Raw genomic sequence first — 14575 nt, 5'->3', positions numbered from 1 at the left:
GCGGCACCGACCCGGTGAGGACGGCTCCGGGCGGGACTATGCCGGGTCCCCGGTTTCCCTGCCGCCTCGCAGCTTGGCCCGGACCCGGCGGACGGTGTGGTGCCAGGCGGGGGTCTCGCGCTCGTCGTCGAACCAGCGGGCCACCACGACGTCGGTGGAGGAGTGCAGCAGGATCGACAGCACGATGGTCACGGCGACCAGGGTGAACACCTGCTCGGCCGCGGTGATGGCGGAGTTGAGCACGATGAGGGCGTAGACGACCGAGGCGAAGCCCTTGGGGCCGAACCACATCACGGCCGCCACCTCCCGGGTGCCGAGCCCGGAGCGCAGGAAGGACAGCCAGATGGCCAGGGGGCGGGCCAGCACCAGGGCCAGGATCGCGAACAGCCATCCCTGCCAGCCCACCGAGGCCAGCAGGGCCGGGGAGATGAGCACGCCGAAGACCAGCAGCGCGGCCAGTTTGAGCAACTCGGCGACGAGCTCGCCGAACTGCTCGAAGGATTCGCGCTGGCGCTCTCCGAAGGTCGCCACCGTGATACCGGCGGAGAAGGCGGCGAGGAACAGGTTGCCGTGGGTGGCCTTGCCCAGGGCCAGCACCAGCAGGCCGATGGCCACCGCGTTGAGCGGCTCGTAGTGGTGGGAGGCCGAGAACCAGCGGGTGCGCTCCAGCATGATGGCCGCCCACGGCACCGCGACGCCGATCAGCACGCCCAGGCCCAGCTCCAGGGCCAGCTCGCCCAGGTGCAGATCGGCCGAACCGGCCGCGATGGCGAGGAACACCATGACGAACGGCAGCGCAAGGCCGTCGTTGACGCCGGATTCCACGTTCAGCAGCTGGCGCAGCCGAGGGGGCACCCGCTCGTTGCCGACCAGCGCGGCGGCGAACACCGGGTCGGTGGGGGCCAGGATCGCCCCGATGAGCAGTGACTCGATCCAGCCCAGCCCGACGAGGTAGTGCGCCGTCAGGGCGGTGATGATCAGGGTGAGCGGCAGGCCCCAGCCCAGGGCACGGCCGGGCAGCCGCCAGGCATGGCGCAGGTCGGTCCAGCCCACCCGCATGCCGTCGGTGAACAGCACCGCGAACAGCGCCAGCTCGGCCAGCGTGGCCACCACCGGATCGCCCGGGGTCAGCGGGATGAGCCCGCTGACCCCGTCGCCCAGGACGAACCCGGCCAGCAGGAACAGTGCCGCGGTCGACAGGATCGTCCGGTTGGCCAGGTTGGAGACCAGGACCGCGAGCAGCAACAGCGCGGAGTAGGCCAGCAGCAGGTTCATCGGGGCTCCGGTGCGGTAGCGGGACGTGCGTGAAGAACTGCCGACCAGACTTCCCGGCGCACCGCCGCACACCCTAACAACCCCGTCCGGGCACCGGTACACCGCCTGACGGTGAACGTCGCACGTCCTCCTGGCTCGTCCCACCGGACGCAGGAAGGGTGTGTGCGATGGCGTGCGCCGCCCGGTCGGTCCATTCGCCTCCGAAGGACTGCTCGACGGGTGACCCCGCTCCCGGCCCGGCCTCGGCGCCACCGGTGTGAGGGCCTGCGGGCCGGTCCTGCTCATCGGTCCAGTGCGGGCGCGCTCCTTCAGCGGGGCAGCGGCGGTGGCGTCCAGTCCCATACCGGGGCGAGGGCCTTGGCGGCCAGGGCGGGCCAGCGTGAGGAGGGGACCAGGCGCAGGGCGGTCGTCCGCAGGTGGTAGCCGACGGCGTTGCCCGAGGTCGACCCCAGGCCCTTGGCGCGTGCTTGCCGGACGATGGTCTGGGTGCGGGGACGTCGTCGTTCGTCGTAGCGGGCCAGCGCCGCAGGGATGTCGTCGCCGCTCTCGGCGAGAGCGGCGGCGAGCACGACGGCGTCCTCCAGCGACTGGGCGGCACCCTGGGCCATGTCGGGGTGCATCGCGTGGGCGGCGTCGCCCAGCAGCACCACCCTTCCGCGCACGTAGCCGCTCAAGGGATCCAGGTCGGTGATGTCGTGATGCAAGACCGCCTCGGGCGCGGTCGCCTCCAGCAGGCGAGGGATCGGGTCGTGCCAGCCCTGGACGCGGCGGCGCACCTCGGCGAGCTCGTCGTCGTAGCGCACGCCGGGCCGGTCGGCGCGAGCCCCCAGTGCCCAGTACACCCGGCCGCGCCCGACCGGCATGGCCAGGAAGTACCGGCCGCGTCCCAGGGTCATGGCGGCGTCGACGCCGTCGGCGTGGGCGATGCCCCGCCAGACGGTGTTGCCCCAAAATCGCGGGTCGCGGGCCTCGGGCCACAGCAGACGCCGGACCGTGCTGTGCACCCCGTCGGCCGCCACCGCCAGATCGGCCCTCAGCTCCTCGGCACCCCAGCCGACGACGACCTCGTCGCCGTCCTGGCGGACGGCGCTCACCTGCGCGCCGGTACGCACCCACCCGGCGGGCACCGCGTCCAGGAGCACCCGGTGCAGGTCGGCGCGGTGGAAACCGAGCAGCGGGCCGGTGGTGCCGGGCAGCGCGCGGGCGATGTGACCGCCGGAGGGGACGCGCAGGTTGAAGATGCCCGGAAACGGCACCCCGGCGGCCCGCGCCGCATCGGCGACACCCAGCTCGGCCAGTGCGCGCAGGGCGTTGGGCGACTGGGACATGCCGGCGCCGATCTCCCCGAGTTCGCAGCTGCGCTCCAGGACGGTCGCCGTCCAGCCGATCCGCCTCAGCCCGATGGCGGCGGCCAGGCCGCCGATACCACCGCCGACCACCACGGCGTTCCCGGTCACGTCAGGTCTCCGTGACGGGGGTGGGGGGCGGCGCGTCGTCGAACACCTTCGCCATCCAGTCGAAGATGTGATGCGCCTCGCGGATCCGCGCGGCCCGCGCGCCGTCCGGGCCGATCAGGTCCATGCCGTCACCGGCGACCTCGCGAAACGCGGTCAGGGTCGCGATCTGCCGCCGCACGACCCTCTCCCAGGCCCCCTCCTCCACCCGGTAGTAGGCGGTGCGCTCACCGGGCCGGGTGCGCCGGCTGACGAACCCCATGGCCTGCAACACCCGCATGTTCGTGGTCAGGGCCGCGGGGCTGGCCCCGATCGCCCGGCCGATCTGCCCGGCCGACTGCTCGGGCGGATCACAGATCATCAGCCAGCCCAGTACGCGCCCCGCGACCGGCGGCAGACCGTCGGCGGACAGGAACATCGCCACCCGCTCGACCCAGCCCAGCACCTCCTGGTGATCCGCCTCACGCGCCATGTCCACCGCGTCTCCCACGAAGCCAGCTCCTTCACAATAAGAAAGTTACTTCACAATATTGTGAAACAAAGGAACAGGCAAGACCGCGAGGATGCCGGGTTCACCGCCCCCTTCCCGCCGGACCCCCGTTCCCGTCCGTCGCACGCACACCTGCCGGTGGACCCGGCGGCCTCACCGGGGGCATGGACGCCGGAGGTGCCGGGGGCTCCGTCAAGGACGTCCCGAGGTCCGGCCGGCGCCGTTCCGGCTCATGGCGGTCTCGATCCCGTCCAGGAACACGGCGAGCCCGGCCGCGAAGGTCTCCCTGGCCTCCTGCTCCAGGTAGGGGACGGTCTCGTCCTCGGAGCGGTAGGCTCCCTCGCCGTCCATCCAGGTCATGACGGGGAAGCGGTCGGCGAAGTCGGGGGCGACCTCCTGGAGCAGGGCCGAGCGGGCGTACCACCACTCCTCGTCGGACATCCCGGTCTCGGCCGGGGCCCGCCGGGTCTCCGCGATCGTCTGCGCCGCCCCGCGCACGAAGTGCGTCAGCGCGCCGACGACGCGGCGCAGCACGCCGGCCGGCAGCCCGGTCCCGCGGAGCGCGCGCAGCACCGTCTCCAGCATGACGTACTCGTTGGGACCGAGCACCGGGCGCGCCGGGGAGACCTGCAGCATCCACGGGTGCCGCAGGTAGAACTCCCAGACGTCCTCGGCCCAGGCGGTCACGGCCGCCCGCCAGCCCGCCGCGAGGTCGTAATCGGTGGGCAGCTCGGCCAGCGCGTGGTCGTACATCAGGTCGACCAGCTCGCTCTTGCTGGGGACGTAGGTGTAGAGGGCCATGGCGGTGCGCCCGAGCCGTTCGCCCACCGCGCGCATGGACAGGGCGGCCATCCCCTCGGCGTCGGCGACGGAGATGCCCGCCGTCACGATCAGGTCCACGCTCAGCGCGGGCCTGGGCCCGGGACGCACCTGCGGGGGGTCGGCGGTGCGCCAGAGCAGGGCCATGGAGCGGCGCGCGTCACCCTGTCCGGCGAAGACCGTCACTTGCAACTCCTTACGACATAAACTAACTTGTCCGGGCCATCTCCTTACACCCTAAGGATATCAATGAGAAGGTTCGCATTCCCGTCCGACCGGCCGGCTCCCGGCGGTCGTGCCCGGTGGCGGGCCCGCGCCGCGGACGGTCACGACGTGATCGAGGTCCGCGGGGCCAGGGAGAACAATCTGGCCGACGTCTCCCTGGACATCCCCAAGCGCCGCCTGACCGTCTTCACCGGCGTCTCCGGGTCCGGGAAGTCCTCGCTGGTCTTCGGCACGATCGCCGCGGAGTCGCAGCGCCTGATCAACGAGACCTACACCGCCTTCATCCAGTCGTTCATGCCGAACCTGGGGCGGCCCGACGTCGACTCGCTGCGCAACCTGAGCGCGGCGATCATCGTCGACCAGGAGCGGATGGGCGCCAACTCCCGGTCCACGGTCGGCACGGCGACCGACGCGCAGACCATGCTGCGGATCGTCTTCAGCCGGATCGGCGTCCCGCACGTCGGCACCTCGAGCGCGTTCAGCTTCAACAGCGCCGAGGGCATGTGCCCGGACTGCGAGGGGCTCGGCCGGGTGTCGGACATCGACGTCGGCGCCTTCGTCGACGGCGACCTCTCGCTCAACGAGGGGGCGATCACCGCGCCCAACTTCACCGTGGGCTCCTGGTACTGGCAGAACACCGCCCTGTCCGGCTTCTTCGACCCCGACGTCAAGCTCAGGGACTACACCCCGGCCCAGTGGGACGACCTGCTGAACAGGCCCGCCACCAAGATCAAGATCGGGACCACGAACACCACCTACGAGGGGCTGCTGGTCAAGCTCCGGCGGACCTACCTCGGCAAGGACCGCGAGTCGCTGCAGCCGCACGTCCGGGCGTTCGTGGACCGGGTCGTGACCTTCACCGGCTGCCGCGCGTGCGGCGGCACCCGGCTCAACCCCGCGGCACTGGCCTCCAGGATCGACGGCCGCAACATCGCCGAGTGCTCGGCCATGCAGATCAGCGACCTGGCCGCCTTCGTCGCGGGCATCGGGCACGCGTCGGTGGGGCCGCTGGTCACCACCCTGCGCAACACGCTGGACTCGCTGGTGGAGATCGGGCTGGGCTACCTGAGCCTGGACCGCGAGTCCGCCACCCTGTCCGGCGGCGAGGCCCAGCGGGTGAAGATGGTCCGCCACCTCGGCTCCAGCCTGACCGACGTCACCTACGTCTTCGACGAGCCCACCGTGGGACTGCACCCGCACGACATCGAGCGGATGAACGGGCTGCTGCTGCGCCTGCGCGACAAGGGCAACACGGTCCTGGTCGTCGAGCACAAGCCCGAGACGATCGAGATCGCCGACCACGTGGTCGACCTGGGCCCGGACGCGGGCACGTCGGGGGGACGGATCTGCTACACCGGGGACGTGGCCGGCCTGCGGCGCTCGGGCTCCCTCACCGGCCGTCACCTGGACCACCGGGCCCGGCTGCGCGAGCGGGTGCGCCGGCCCTCCGGCCTGCTGCCGGTCAGGGGCGCCTCCCTGCACAACCTCAAGGAGGTGGACGTCGACATCCCGCTCGGCGTGCTGACCGTGGTCACCGGTGTCGCGGGCTCCGGCAAGAGCTCGCTGATCCACGGCTCGCTCCCCCGCTCCGAGGACGTGGCCGTGGTCGACCAGAGCCCGATCCGCGGCTCCCGGCGCAGCAACCCGGCCACCTACACCGGGCTGCTGGACCCGATCCGCACCGCCTTCGCCAAGGCCAACGGGGTACGGGCGGCCCTGTTCAGCGCCAACTCCGAGGGGGCCTGCCCCAACTGCAAGGGCATCGGCCTGGTCTACACCGACCTGGCGATGATGGCCGGGGTGGCGTCGGTGTGCGAGGAGTGCGAGGGCAGGAGGTTCACCCCCGAGGTGCTGACCCACAAACTGCGCGGCAAGGACATCAGCGAGGTGCTGGCGATGTCGGTGACCGAGGCGCGCGACTTCTTCGGGTCGGGCGCGGGCTCCGGCGCGGCGCGGGCCGTCCTGGACCGGCTCTCCGACGTGGGCCTCGGCTACCTCGGTCTGGGCCAGCCACTGACCACGCTGTCCGGGGGCGAGCGGCAGCGGCTCAAGCTGGCCATCCGGATGGCGGAGAAGGCCGCGACGTACGTGCTGGACGAACCCACCACCGGCCTGCACCTGGCGGACGTGGACCAGCTGCTGGCGCTGCTCGACCGGCTCGTCGACGACGGCAACACGGTCGTCGTCATCGAGCACCACCAGGCCGTGATGGCGCACGCGGACTGGATCGTCGACATGGGCCCGGGGGCCGGTCAGGACGGCGGCCGGGTGGTCTTCACCGGCACGCCCGCCGAGCTCGTCGCGCGGGGGGACTCGCTCACCGCCCGGCACCTGCGCGTCTACCTGGGGAAGAACACCGGCTGACCACCCGGGGCCGGGTCCCGTCCCGACAGCCCTGCCGGGACGGGCGGGCGCACGACGGGCTCGCCCCGTGCGGCACATGGCCGCCGGGCGGGAACGGGAACGGGCCCGTCCCGGTCGTCGTGGCACGTGGCCGCGACGACCGGAGCGGGCCCGCCGTCGTGCGAGGGTGTCCGGTGGCTAGCGCTGCCAGACCCGTACGTAGTCGACCTTGAAGTCGGCCGGGAAGACGGTGGTGGCGTCCGGGTCGCCCAGCCATCCGCCGACCTGGAAGTTCAGCCGCAGGTTGAACTTGCGCTTGTAGTTCAGGTCGCCGCCGAGGGTGTCCTTGAGCCAGGTGGGTGTGTTGCCCTCGCGGCGCCAGATCTCCTTGCCGTCGACGTACCAGCGGATCACGCCCGGCTCCCACTCGGTGGTGTAGGTGTGGAAGCCGTCGCCCGGGTATCCGCTCGGGAAGGTGTACCGGAAGTCGTTCTTGGTGGGCGTGTAGTCACGGAAGATCGCCGTCGTCGAGGCCCGGTAGTACTGCGGGCCGCCGGGGAGCTCGGTGACGTCGATCTCGCCGTTGCCCCCGTCGTCGGGACGCATCCAGAACGCGGGCCACAGGCCCTTGGAGTTGTTCGGCCCGTTCGGGGACTTGGCGCGGATCTCGAACCGGCCGTAGGTGAACGACGCCTTGCCCCTCATGGTGTCGAGGTAGCCGGTCGAGTAGTGGCGGGTCGTACCGGCGCAGGTACGGTCCTCCTTGAGCGCCCGCATGGTCAGCACGCCGCCGCTCACGAACTGGTTCGCCGGCCTGCTGGTGATGCAGGCGCGGTCGAAGTCCAGGGAGCTGTCCCTGGTGTTCCACTTGGCGGTGTCGATCGCGGTGCCGTTGAACTCGTCGGCCCACACCAGCCGCCAGCCGGCCGGGGTCGTCGGGGTCACGGTGGGGCTCGCCGTCGGGGTGGGCGTCGGCCTGACCGTCGGGGTCACCGTCGGCGTGGGGCCGGGCGTCCCGCCGGTGGTGTAGGAGATCACCAGGCGCGGCCGGATCGCCGCGTTGGAGTTGTCGGCGGACGCCCAGTACGTACGGGTGGTGCGGGTCGTCTGGCGGACGGCGAAGGTGACCGCGCCGTTGCCGGTGACGGCCGAGGAGACGTCCCAGGCGTTGTAGCCCTTGGTGACCGCCGTGTTGGAGTCCAGCGCGGCGCCGAGCGCCGGCCGGCTCGCCCAGGTCCCGGTGCCGGAGGCTCCGCCGTCGGCCTCGTGCGCGGTGGTCGTGGTACCCGTGAAGGGATTCCAGGAGTACAGCTCCAGGCGGGCCGTCACACCGGTGGCGCCCGCGGGCAGGCCGGTGACGTTGAACCCGACGACCGCGTCCCGCTGCCCCGAGGCGTTCCCGTCGCAGGACTGCGGGCAGGTCGCCAGGGTCGTCCTGGCACTGCCGTCGCCGTCCTGGGCCACCTGCGAGTAGGTGGTGTCGGCGGCCGGTTTGATCGTGACGCTCGCCGCCGCGGCGGTGGCCGTGCCACTGCCGCAGAGCGTTATGACACCGGTCGCGGCCAGAAGCGCCGCGACCGCGCGTTTCCTCAAGAAGCTTGACCCCGTCGAACGCGGATGAGTCATCTTCCGCCCCCTTGAACATCGTCGGGCCGCTGCTGCAAGCGGCCGTTGATCATGTGAACGGGACGAACATAACAGCGAAAATCCGGTCCCAACGCTTTTCCGAATTTTGGACGGTTCCATATGGCGAAAACGGGGTATGCGCCGGTCCGGCGGGGGGCTCCGGCTCCGGTCAGGCGAACAGGGCCCGCCCCCAGTAGTCGCCCGCGTCGCGCACGCCCGGCGGGCAGGCGAACAGGGCGCTGGAGACGTGCCTGATGTACTCGTTGAGGGAGTCGGTCTCGGCCAGGGAGCGCTGCACGGTGACGAACTGCCGGTGCGGGTCGCGCTGGTAGGCCATGAAGAACAGCCCGGCGTCCAGCCGGCCGAGCCCGTCGGAGCCGTCCACGTAGTTGTAGCCGCGGCGCAGCAGCCGCGCGCCGCCGTTGTTCGACGGGTGCGCCAGCCGTACGTGCGCGTCGTCCTTGATCAGGGCCTGCCCGTCGGGGCCCTTGGCGGCGAAGTCGATCGTGTCGAACTCGGCCTTGCGGCCCAGCGGGGCGCCCTCGCCCTTGTCGCGGCCGAAGATCTGCTCCTGCTCGGACAGCGGTGCCCGGTCCCACGTCTCGATCAGCATCCGGATCTTGCGGGTGACCAGGTAGCTGCCGCCGGCCATCCAGCCGGGGCCGTCGCCGGGCGCCACCCACAGGTGGTCCCTCAGCAGAGCCACGTCCTCCAGCTTGAGGTTGGCGGTGCCGTCCTTGAAGCCCATCAGGTTGCGCGCCGTCGCCTGCGAGCGCGAGGTCGAGGACGTACGGCCGAAGCCGAGCTGGGTCCAGCGGACCGAGACCCGGCCGAAGCCGATGCGCGCCAGGTTGCGGATGGCGTGCACCGCGACCTGCGGGTCGTGCGCGCACGCCTGCACGCACAGGTCACCGCCGGAGATGTCCTTCACCAGCGCGTCGCCGGGCAGGTGCGGCAGGTCGGCCAGCGCGGCCGGCCTGCGCGACGCCAGCCCGAACCGGTCGTCGAACAGCGAGCCGCCGAAGCCGACCGTCAGCGTCAGTCCGGAGGCCGGCAGCCCGAGTGCCTCGCCGGTGTCGTCCGGCGGTGCCTCGCGGTCCCCGCCGACCGCCCCGAACACCCCGGCCTCCTGCCCCCGCGTCATCCGGGCCGCGGCCGCGGTCCACTCCTGGAGCAGGTCGTCCAGCTCGGCCCTGTTCTCGGTGACCACGTCGAACGAGACGAAGTGCAACCTGTCCTGCGCCGGGGTGACGATGCCCGCCTGGTGCTCGCCGTAGAAGGGGATCGGATCGGCGGCGGAGGCGGGGGGGCGAGGCGGGTGCCGGTTCGGGCCCGTCGGCGGCACCGCGCACCACGATCGCGCCGGCACCGGCGGCCGCCGCCCCCGCGGCGCCCATGCCCAGCAGTTTCCTGCGGCTGATCCGCCCGCTCATCGCCCCTGCCTCCCGCGGGTCACTTCGCCACCACCGCGGCGATCCTGCTGATCGGCTCGGAGAGCGCGTTGATCGCGTCCGAGAGCTTCTTGAGGTCGTCCTTGGACAGCTCGGTGTGCAGCTTCCAGCCGTCGCCCTTGCGGTGCGCGCCGAGCGCCGCCTCGGCCGCGGCGAACCTCTCGTCCAGCGTCGTGACCAGCTCGGGGGCGCGCTGCTCCAGGACCGGGCGGAGCGCCTGCACCGCCGCCTTGGACCCCTGCAGGTTGGCGTCGAAGTCCCACAGGTCGGTGTGGGAGTAGCGGTCCTCCTCGCCGGTGATCTTTCCGGAGGCGACCTCGTCGAGCAGCCCCTTGGCGCCGTTGGCCAGCAGCACCGGTGAGAGCTCGGCGGCGTTGGCCTTCTCCACGATGGTCGTGATGTCGGCCATCAGCTTGTCGGCGACGGGCCCGTCCTTGCTGATGTCCCCGCTGACCCAGAGGTCCTTCTCGATGCGGTGGAAACCGGTCCACTCCTCGCCCTCGGCCACGTCGTTCTCCCGGGCGTCGATGGCCGGGTCGAGGTCGCCGAAGATCTCCGCGACCGGCTCGATCCGCTCCCAGTAGGTCCGCGAGACCGGGAAGAGCGCCTTCGCCGTCTTGACGTCCTTCGCCTTGACCGCGTCCACGAACTCCTGCGCCTTGGTCAGCAGGGTGTCGCTCTGCGACTTGATGTAGCGCTTGTAGCCGGCGGTGGCCGCCGCGAGCTGCGCGTCGTCGCTGAGCGGCTTGTGCTCACCGGTGACCTTGAGCGGCCCGCGGACGCCCTTGCCGATCATGCCGGGCTTGCAGGCGGTCTGGTACGTGCCGGGGGGCAGCTCGATGATCACCTCGCGGGTCAGGCCGGGCACGATGTTCTCCACCTCGCCCATGACCCGGTCACCGGCCGCGTAGACGTAGAACTCGGTCACCTTGGTGCCGCCGTTGGTGACGGCGAACGTCGAGGTCCCGGCCGGGACCTCGGTGGCGGCGACCTTGCACTCGGTGTCGCTGGCGGCCACCGCGACGGGACCGCCCGCGGCCGGGGCCGCAGAGGCGGCCGACGTCCCGGCGCCCGGGGCGGGGGCGGGATCGGAGGCGCAGGCGGTGAGACCGGCGAGCGCGAGCACGCCGGTGACGATGGAGACAGAGGTGCGCATGGTCGTTCCGTTCGGGAATAGGGTCAGCCCGCGTGTTGCGGGTCGGTCGCTGAGGTCGGGGACACGGGGGCCGGGCTGCGCCGCGGCCACAGGAAGAGCACGAGCGTGGGCAGCGCGTACGCGGCCCAGGCCACCGTCTCCAGCACGCTCGGCTGCGGGGTGATGTTGAACATCCCGGCCAGCAGCGTCCCGTACCAGGAGTCGGCGGGCAGTACGCCGCTGATGTCGAAGGCCTGGACGGACAGTCCCGGCAGGACGCCCGCCTCCTGCAGGTCGTGCACGCCGTACTTGAAGATGCCCGCGGCGACCAGGATCAGCAGCAGCCCGGTCCAGGTGAAGAAGACGGTCAGGTCGATGCGCATCGCGCTGTGGTAGATCGCCCAGCCCAGCGCGACCGCGGTGAGCAGGCCCAGGCTGATCCCGATCAGCGGGACGGCGGTGGTGGAGGCGCCCTGCGCCGAGGCGAAGAACAGCAGCGCGGTCTCCAGGCCCTCGCGCGCCACCGCCAGGAAGGACACGACCACCACCGCGGTCGCGCCGACCTCCAGGGCCTGGCTGAGCCTGGCGCGCAGCTCGCCGGAGAAGGTACGGGCGGCGCGGCGCATCCAGAAGATCATCCAGGTGACGAACGCGGTGGCCAGCAGCGAGGTGATCGCCTCGAACAGCTCCTGCTGCCGGTACTCCAGGTGGGCGACGGTGAAGGTCAGCAGCGCGCCGAACGCGACCGACAGCACCAGGGCCGCGCCGACGCCGGCCCACACCAGGGGCAGCCGGTCCCGCCGGTCGCTCTTGACCAGGAGGGCGACGAGCACGGAGACGACGAGGGTGGCCTCCAGGCCCTCACGCAGTCCGATGAGATAGCTGGCGAACACCGTCACTCCATGAGAACCGAAAATCACGACCACGTTAGGTTAGGACAACCTTAGTCAGGGTGACGGGACGACTCTCGGGCGGGGTGGCCACAGACCCCTTACGCGCGCACGGAGCGCCAGATCCGTTCGGGCAGCAGGCGGCACGCCTCGTCCAGGTCGATGCCGGGGGCTCCGGCCAGCCACCGGCGGGCCGTCTCCGCGACCGGGCCGACGATCAGCGTCTCGGTCAGCGCGTCCGGCAGCTCCACGACCAGGCCCGCCTCGGTGTACGGCCGCAACCGGCCCAGGATCTCGGCGAGCCTCGGCCCCGTCTCCCGCGTGACCGGCCCGGGGTGGGCGGCGAGGAACCCGGCGTAGGCGGAGGCGTGCACGAAGTGCGCGGCGGACCGGTGCTCGCGGGTGAAGCCGAGGTAGCCGGTGACCACGGCGCGGATCACCCCGGCCGCCTCCTCCTCGTCCCGCCCCGGCCGCGTGGCCGTCCCGGCCCGGACGAGGTCGCGCTCGGCGTCGAGGGCGGCGATGACGGCGTCGAGCAGGCCGGACAGGCAGCGCGCGTACAGTGCCGCGGCCAGCCCGTCGAAGCTGCCGAAGTGGTGGTAGAGGCTGCCGACGCTGACCCCGCTCGTCCCGGTCACCGCGGTCATCGTGAAGCCCTCCGCGCCGTCGCGGTCGTACAGCTCCAGGGCGGCGGCCAGCAGCCGTTCCCTGGTCTCGTCGCCGCGCCTGTGCCTAGGCGACACCGGTGAGCTCCGCGGCCTGCGCCCAGAGCCTGCGCGCCAGGACGGCGTCGGCCGCCACCGGCTCCAGGGGCAGCTCGCGGTCGACGTCGAAGTAGCGCCCGGTACCGGCCCGGTCCATGGCCACCCCCAGGACCGCGGTCGCGCCCTCGGCGGGCGCCTTCCACAGCAGCTTGGCCACCTTCAGCAGCACCCCCACCGGGCCGCCGCGGTCACCGAGCCCGGTCCTGATCACCCCCGGGTGCACGGCGTCGATCGTGACGCCCCGTTCCCTCCAGCGCGCGGCCCACAGCGGTAGCAGCGCCAGGTTGCACAGCTTGGTGTCGGCGTAGGTGCGCACCGGGGAGAAGTCCGCGCCGGTGGGTGTGCGCCCGGGGTCGGCGCGGCCCTTGACGTACAGGCCCGCGGTGACCTGGACGACCCTGCTCAGGCGGTCCTGGAGCAGGTGGTTGAGCAGGAAGGGGGCCAGGTGGTTGACGGCGAAGGACTCCTCGAACCCGTCCTCGGTGAGCCGCCGCGCCGCGGGCCAGATCCCGGCGTTGTGGATCAGCACGTCCGGTCGCGGGCAGACCGCGGCCAGCTCCCCGGCGGCGGACCGGATCCCCCGCAGGGTCGACAGGTCCGCCGTCACCAGGCCGGCGCCGAGCCGGGCCGCCTCGCCCGCCGCGGCGGGGTTCCTGGCCACGAGCACCACGCTGTGGCCGAGGCGGGCGAACTCCTCGGCCGTGGCCAGACCGATCCCGCGGTTGCCCCCGGTGATGACGACGCTGGGTCTCATGTCCGGAAGCGTACCGGATTCTAGAGAGTCTCTCTAGAATCGGTTCCCGGCGCCGGGCGGGCCGCTCAGGGCTCGGCGCCCTGGGGCACCTGCGCGGAGCGGCGGGCGATCGAGCGCACGATCTCCCCGGTGCGCACGGCGGTCATGGACAGCAGCGACGAGGCGATCCCGTGGGTGTCCTCGGTGGCCCCCTGCAGGTAGACGCCCCAGCTCTTGCCGGGATCGACGGCGATCCGGTAGTCGCGCTCCACCAGCAGCTCGCCCGCCTCGCCGGTACGGCAGTGCTCGCGCGCCTCGCCCAGCAGGTCCAGGGGGTTGCGCTCGCGGTAGCCGGTCGCGCAGACGACCGCGTCGGCCTCGATCGTGCTCGTCTCGCCGGTGGGCAGGAAGCACAGCCGGACGCGGGCGGTCTCGCCGTCCTCGTCCACGCCGAGCAGGCGGGAGGCGTTCAGCATGCGCAGGCGTTCGACCCCGGCGACCTTCTCGGCGTAGGAGCGCCGGTAGAGCTCGTCGATGAGGTCCATGTCCACCACCGAGTAGTTGGTGTTGCGGGAGTAGGCCAGCAGCATGCGCTTGACCTCCTCGGGGGCGGTGAAGAAGTGGTCGACGGCCACGGGGTCGAAGATGCGGTTGGCGAAGGGGCTGTCGTCGGCCGGCGAGTAGCCGTACCGGGTGAAGACCGCGCAGATCTCCGCGGAGGAGTAGGTGCGGTGCAGGTGCTCGACGGCCTCGGCCGCGCTCTGCCCGGCGCCGACCACCACGAACCGCCTGGGCTCGCGGCCGCCGAGGCCCTCCAGGCGGGCCAGCAGCTCCTCGGTGTGCCAGATCCGCTCGCCCGAGCGCACGCCGCCGGGCAGCACCGGGTCCAGCCCGACCGCGATCACCAGGTTGCGGGTCAGGCAGGTGTGCAGCTCGTCGCCGCGCTGCACGACGACCTCCAGCGTGTCGTCGTCGTGCGGGCGCACCGCCACGACCTCGGAGTCGTAGCGCACCAGGCCGGCGAAGGAGGCGGCGACCCACTCCAGGTAGTCGTGGAACTCCAGCCGGGTGGGGAACATGGTCTTGTGGTTGATGAAGTCGACCAGCCGGCCCTTTTCCTGCAGGTAGCACAGGAAGGAGTAGGGGCTGGTGGGGTTGCGCAGGGTGACCAGGTCCTTGAGGAAGTGGACCTGCATCGTGGCGCCGTCGATGAGCATGTTGCGGTGCCAGCCGAACCTGGGCTGCCTCTCGAAGAAGACCGCGTTCACGCCGGCGCCGTACTCCTCCTCCAGGGCCACCGCGAGCGCGAGGTTGGAGGGCCCGAAACCGATGCCCACGACGTCATAGACCGGGCTCGACATGTTCGCCTC

Annotated in this window: 12 protein-coding genes; 1 reads left to right on the top strand and 11 read right to left on the bottom strand. The window is 71.9% G+C overall.

Annotated features, from left to right (window positions below):
* Positions 1-36: 36 nt before the first annotated feature.
* The 4 genes from ABD832_RS19375 to ABD832_RS19360 all read right to left on the bottom strand — a co-directional run bounded on the left by ABD832_RS19375 (position 37) and on the right by ABD832_RS19360 (position 4224).
* Positions 37-1275, bottom strand: coding sequence for a cation:proton antiporter (locus ABD832_RS19375; protein ID WP_344897107.1), 1239 nt, complete (start codon positions 1273-1275; stop codon positions 37-39).
* A 308-nt stretch (positions 1276-1583) separates the two neighbouring features.
* On the bottom strand, positions 1584-2732 hold the full coding sequence (locus ABD832_RS19370) for an FAD-dependent monooxygenase (RefSeq protein ID WP_344897104.1): 1149 nt from the start codon (positions 2730-2732) through the stop codon (positions 1584-1586).
* Between the two features lies 1 nt (position 2733).
* On the bottom strand, positions 2734-3219 hold the full coding sequence (locus tag ABD832_RS19365) for a GbsR/MarR family transcriptional regulator (protein ID WP_344897101.1): 486 nt from the start codon (positions 3217-3219) through the stop codon (positions 2734-2736).
* A gap of 192 nt (positions 3220-3411) precedes the next feature.
* The gene (locus tag ABD832_RS19360; protein WP_344897098.1) at positions 3412-4224 is read right to left on the bottom strand and encodes a TetR/AcrR family transcriptional regulator; all 813 of its coding nucleotides are present in this window, start codon (positions 4222-4224) and stop codon (positions 3412-3414) included.
* A gap of 63 nt (positions 4225-4287) precedes the next feature.
* Between ABD832_RS19360 and ABD832_RS19355 the strand changes: the two genes are divergently transcribed.
* Entirely contained in the window at positions 4288-6627 is a 2340-nt protein-coding gene (locus ABD832_RS19355) for an ATP-binding cassette domain-containing protein (RefSeq protein WP_344897095.1), read from the top strand.
* Between the two features lie 177 nt (positions 6628-6804).
* Here the strand turns inward: ABD832_RS19355 and ABD832_RS19350 are convergent, their stop codons facing one another.
* From ABD832_RS19350 to ABD832_RS19320, 7 genes are all read right to left on the bottom strand, one after another.
* Entirely contained in the window at positions 6805-8199 is a 1395-nt protein-coding gene (locus tag ABD832_RS19350; protein WP_344897092.1) for a family 16 glycosylhydrolase, read from the bottom strand.
* Positions 8200-8401: 202 nt separating this feature from the next.
* Positions 8402-9577, bottom strand: a complete 1176-nt coding sequence (gene efeB / locus ABD832_RS19345) for an iron uptake transporter deferrochelatase/peroxidase subunit (RefSeq protein ID WP_344897090.1) — start codon at positions 9575-9577, stop codon at positions 8402-8404.
* Positions 9578-9684: 107 nt separating this feature from the next.
* The gene (efeO, locus tag ABD832_RS19340) at positions 9685-10839 is read right to left on the bottom strand and encodes an iron uptake system protein EfeO (protein WP_344897087.1); all 1155 of its coding nucleotides are present in this window, start codon (positions 10837-10839) and stop codon (positions 9685-9687) included.
* A 23-nt stretch (positions 10840-10862) separates the two neighbouring features.
* Complete coding sequence (gene efeU, locus ABD832_RS19335; protein ID WP_344897084.1) at positions 10863-11711, bottom strand: iron uptake transporter permease EfeU; 849 nt, start codon at positions 11709-11711, stop codon at positions 10863-10865.
* A 98-nt stretch (positions 11712-11809) separates the two neighbouring features.
* A complete protein-coding gene (locus ABD832_RS19330) occupies positions 11810-12451 on the bottom strand; it encodes a TetR/AcrR family transcriptional regulator (protein WP_344897081.1) in 642 nt (213 codons plus the stop codon).
* Entirely contained in the window at positions 12441-13226 is a 786-nt protein-coding gene (locus ABD832_RS19325) for an SDR family NAD(P)-dependent oxidoreductase (protein WP_344897078.1), read from the bottom strand. Before ABD832_RS19325 ends, ABD832_RS19330 begins: the two co-directional genes overlap by 11 nt.
* 65 nt (positions 13227-13291) lie before the next feature.
* Positions 13292-14566 (bottom strand): lysine N(6)-hydroxylase/L-ornithine N(5)-oxygenase family protein, encoded by a 1275-nt coding sequence (locus tag ABD832_RS19320; RefSeq protein WP_344897075.1) that lies wholly within the window; start codon positions 14564-14566, stop codon positions 13292-13294.
* Positions 14567-14575: the final 9 nt, after the last annotated feature.

The organism is Streptosporangium longisporum (genome assembly GCF_039534895.1).
GTDB classification, from domain to species: domain Bacteria; phylum Actinomycetota; class Actinomycetes; order Streptosporangiales; family Streptosporangiaceae; genus Streptosporangium; species Streptosporangium longisporum.
This window is presented reverse-complemented; position numbering and strand designations above follow the sequence as displayed.

Bases quoted from the DNA above. Each gene is read 5' to 3' on its own strand.
- ABD832_RS19375 (WP_344897107.1), bottom strand. From the start codon at position 1,275: ATGAACCTGCTGCTGGCCTACTCCGCGCTGTTGCTGCTCGCGGTCCTG.
- ABD832_RS19355 (WP_344897095.1), top strand. From the start codon at position 4,288: ATGAGAAGGTTCGCATTCCCGTCCGACCGGCCGGCTCCCGGCGGTCGT.
- efeO (WP_344897087.1), bottom strand. From the start codon at position 10,839: ATGCGCACCTCTGTCTCCATCGTCACCGGCGTGCTCGCGCTCGCCGGT.
- ABD832_RS19325 (WP_344897078.1), bottom strand. From the start codon at position 13,226: ATGAGACCCAGCGTCGTCATCACCGGGGGCAACCGCGGGATCGGTCTG.
- ABD832_RS19320 (WP_344897075.1), bottom strand. From the start codon at position 14,566: ATGTCGAGCCCGGTCTATGACGTCGTGGGCATCGGTTTCGGGCCCTCC.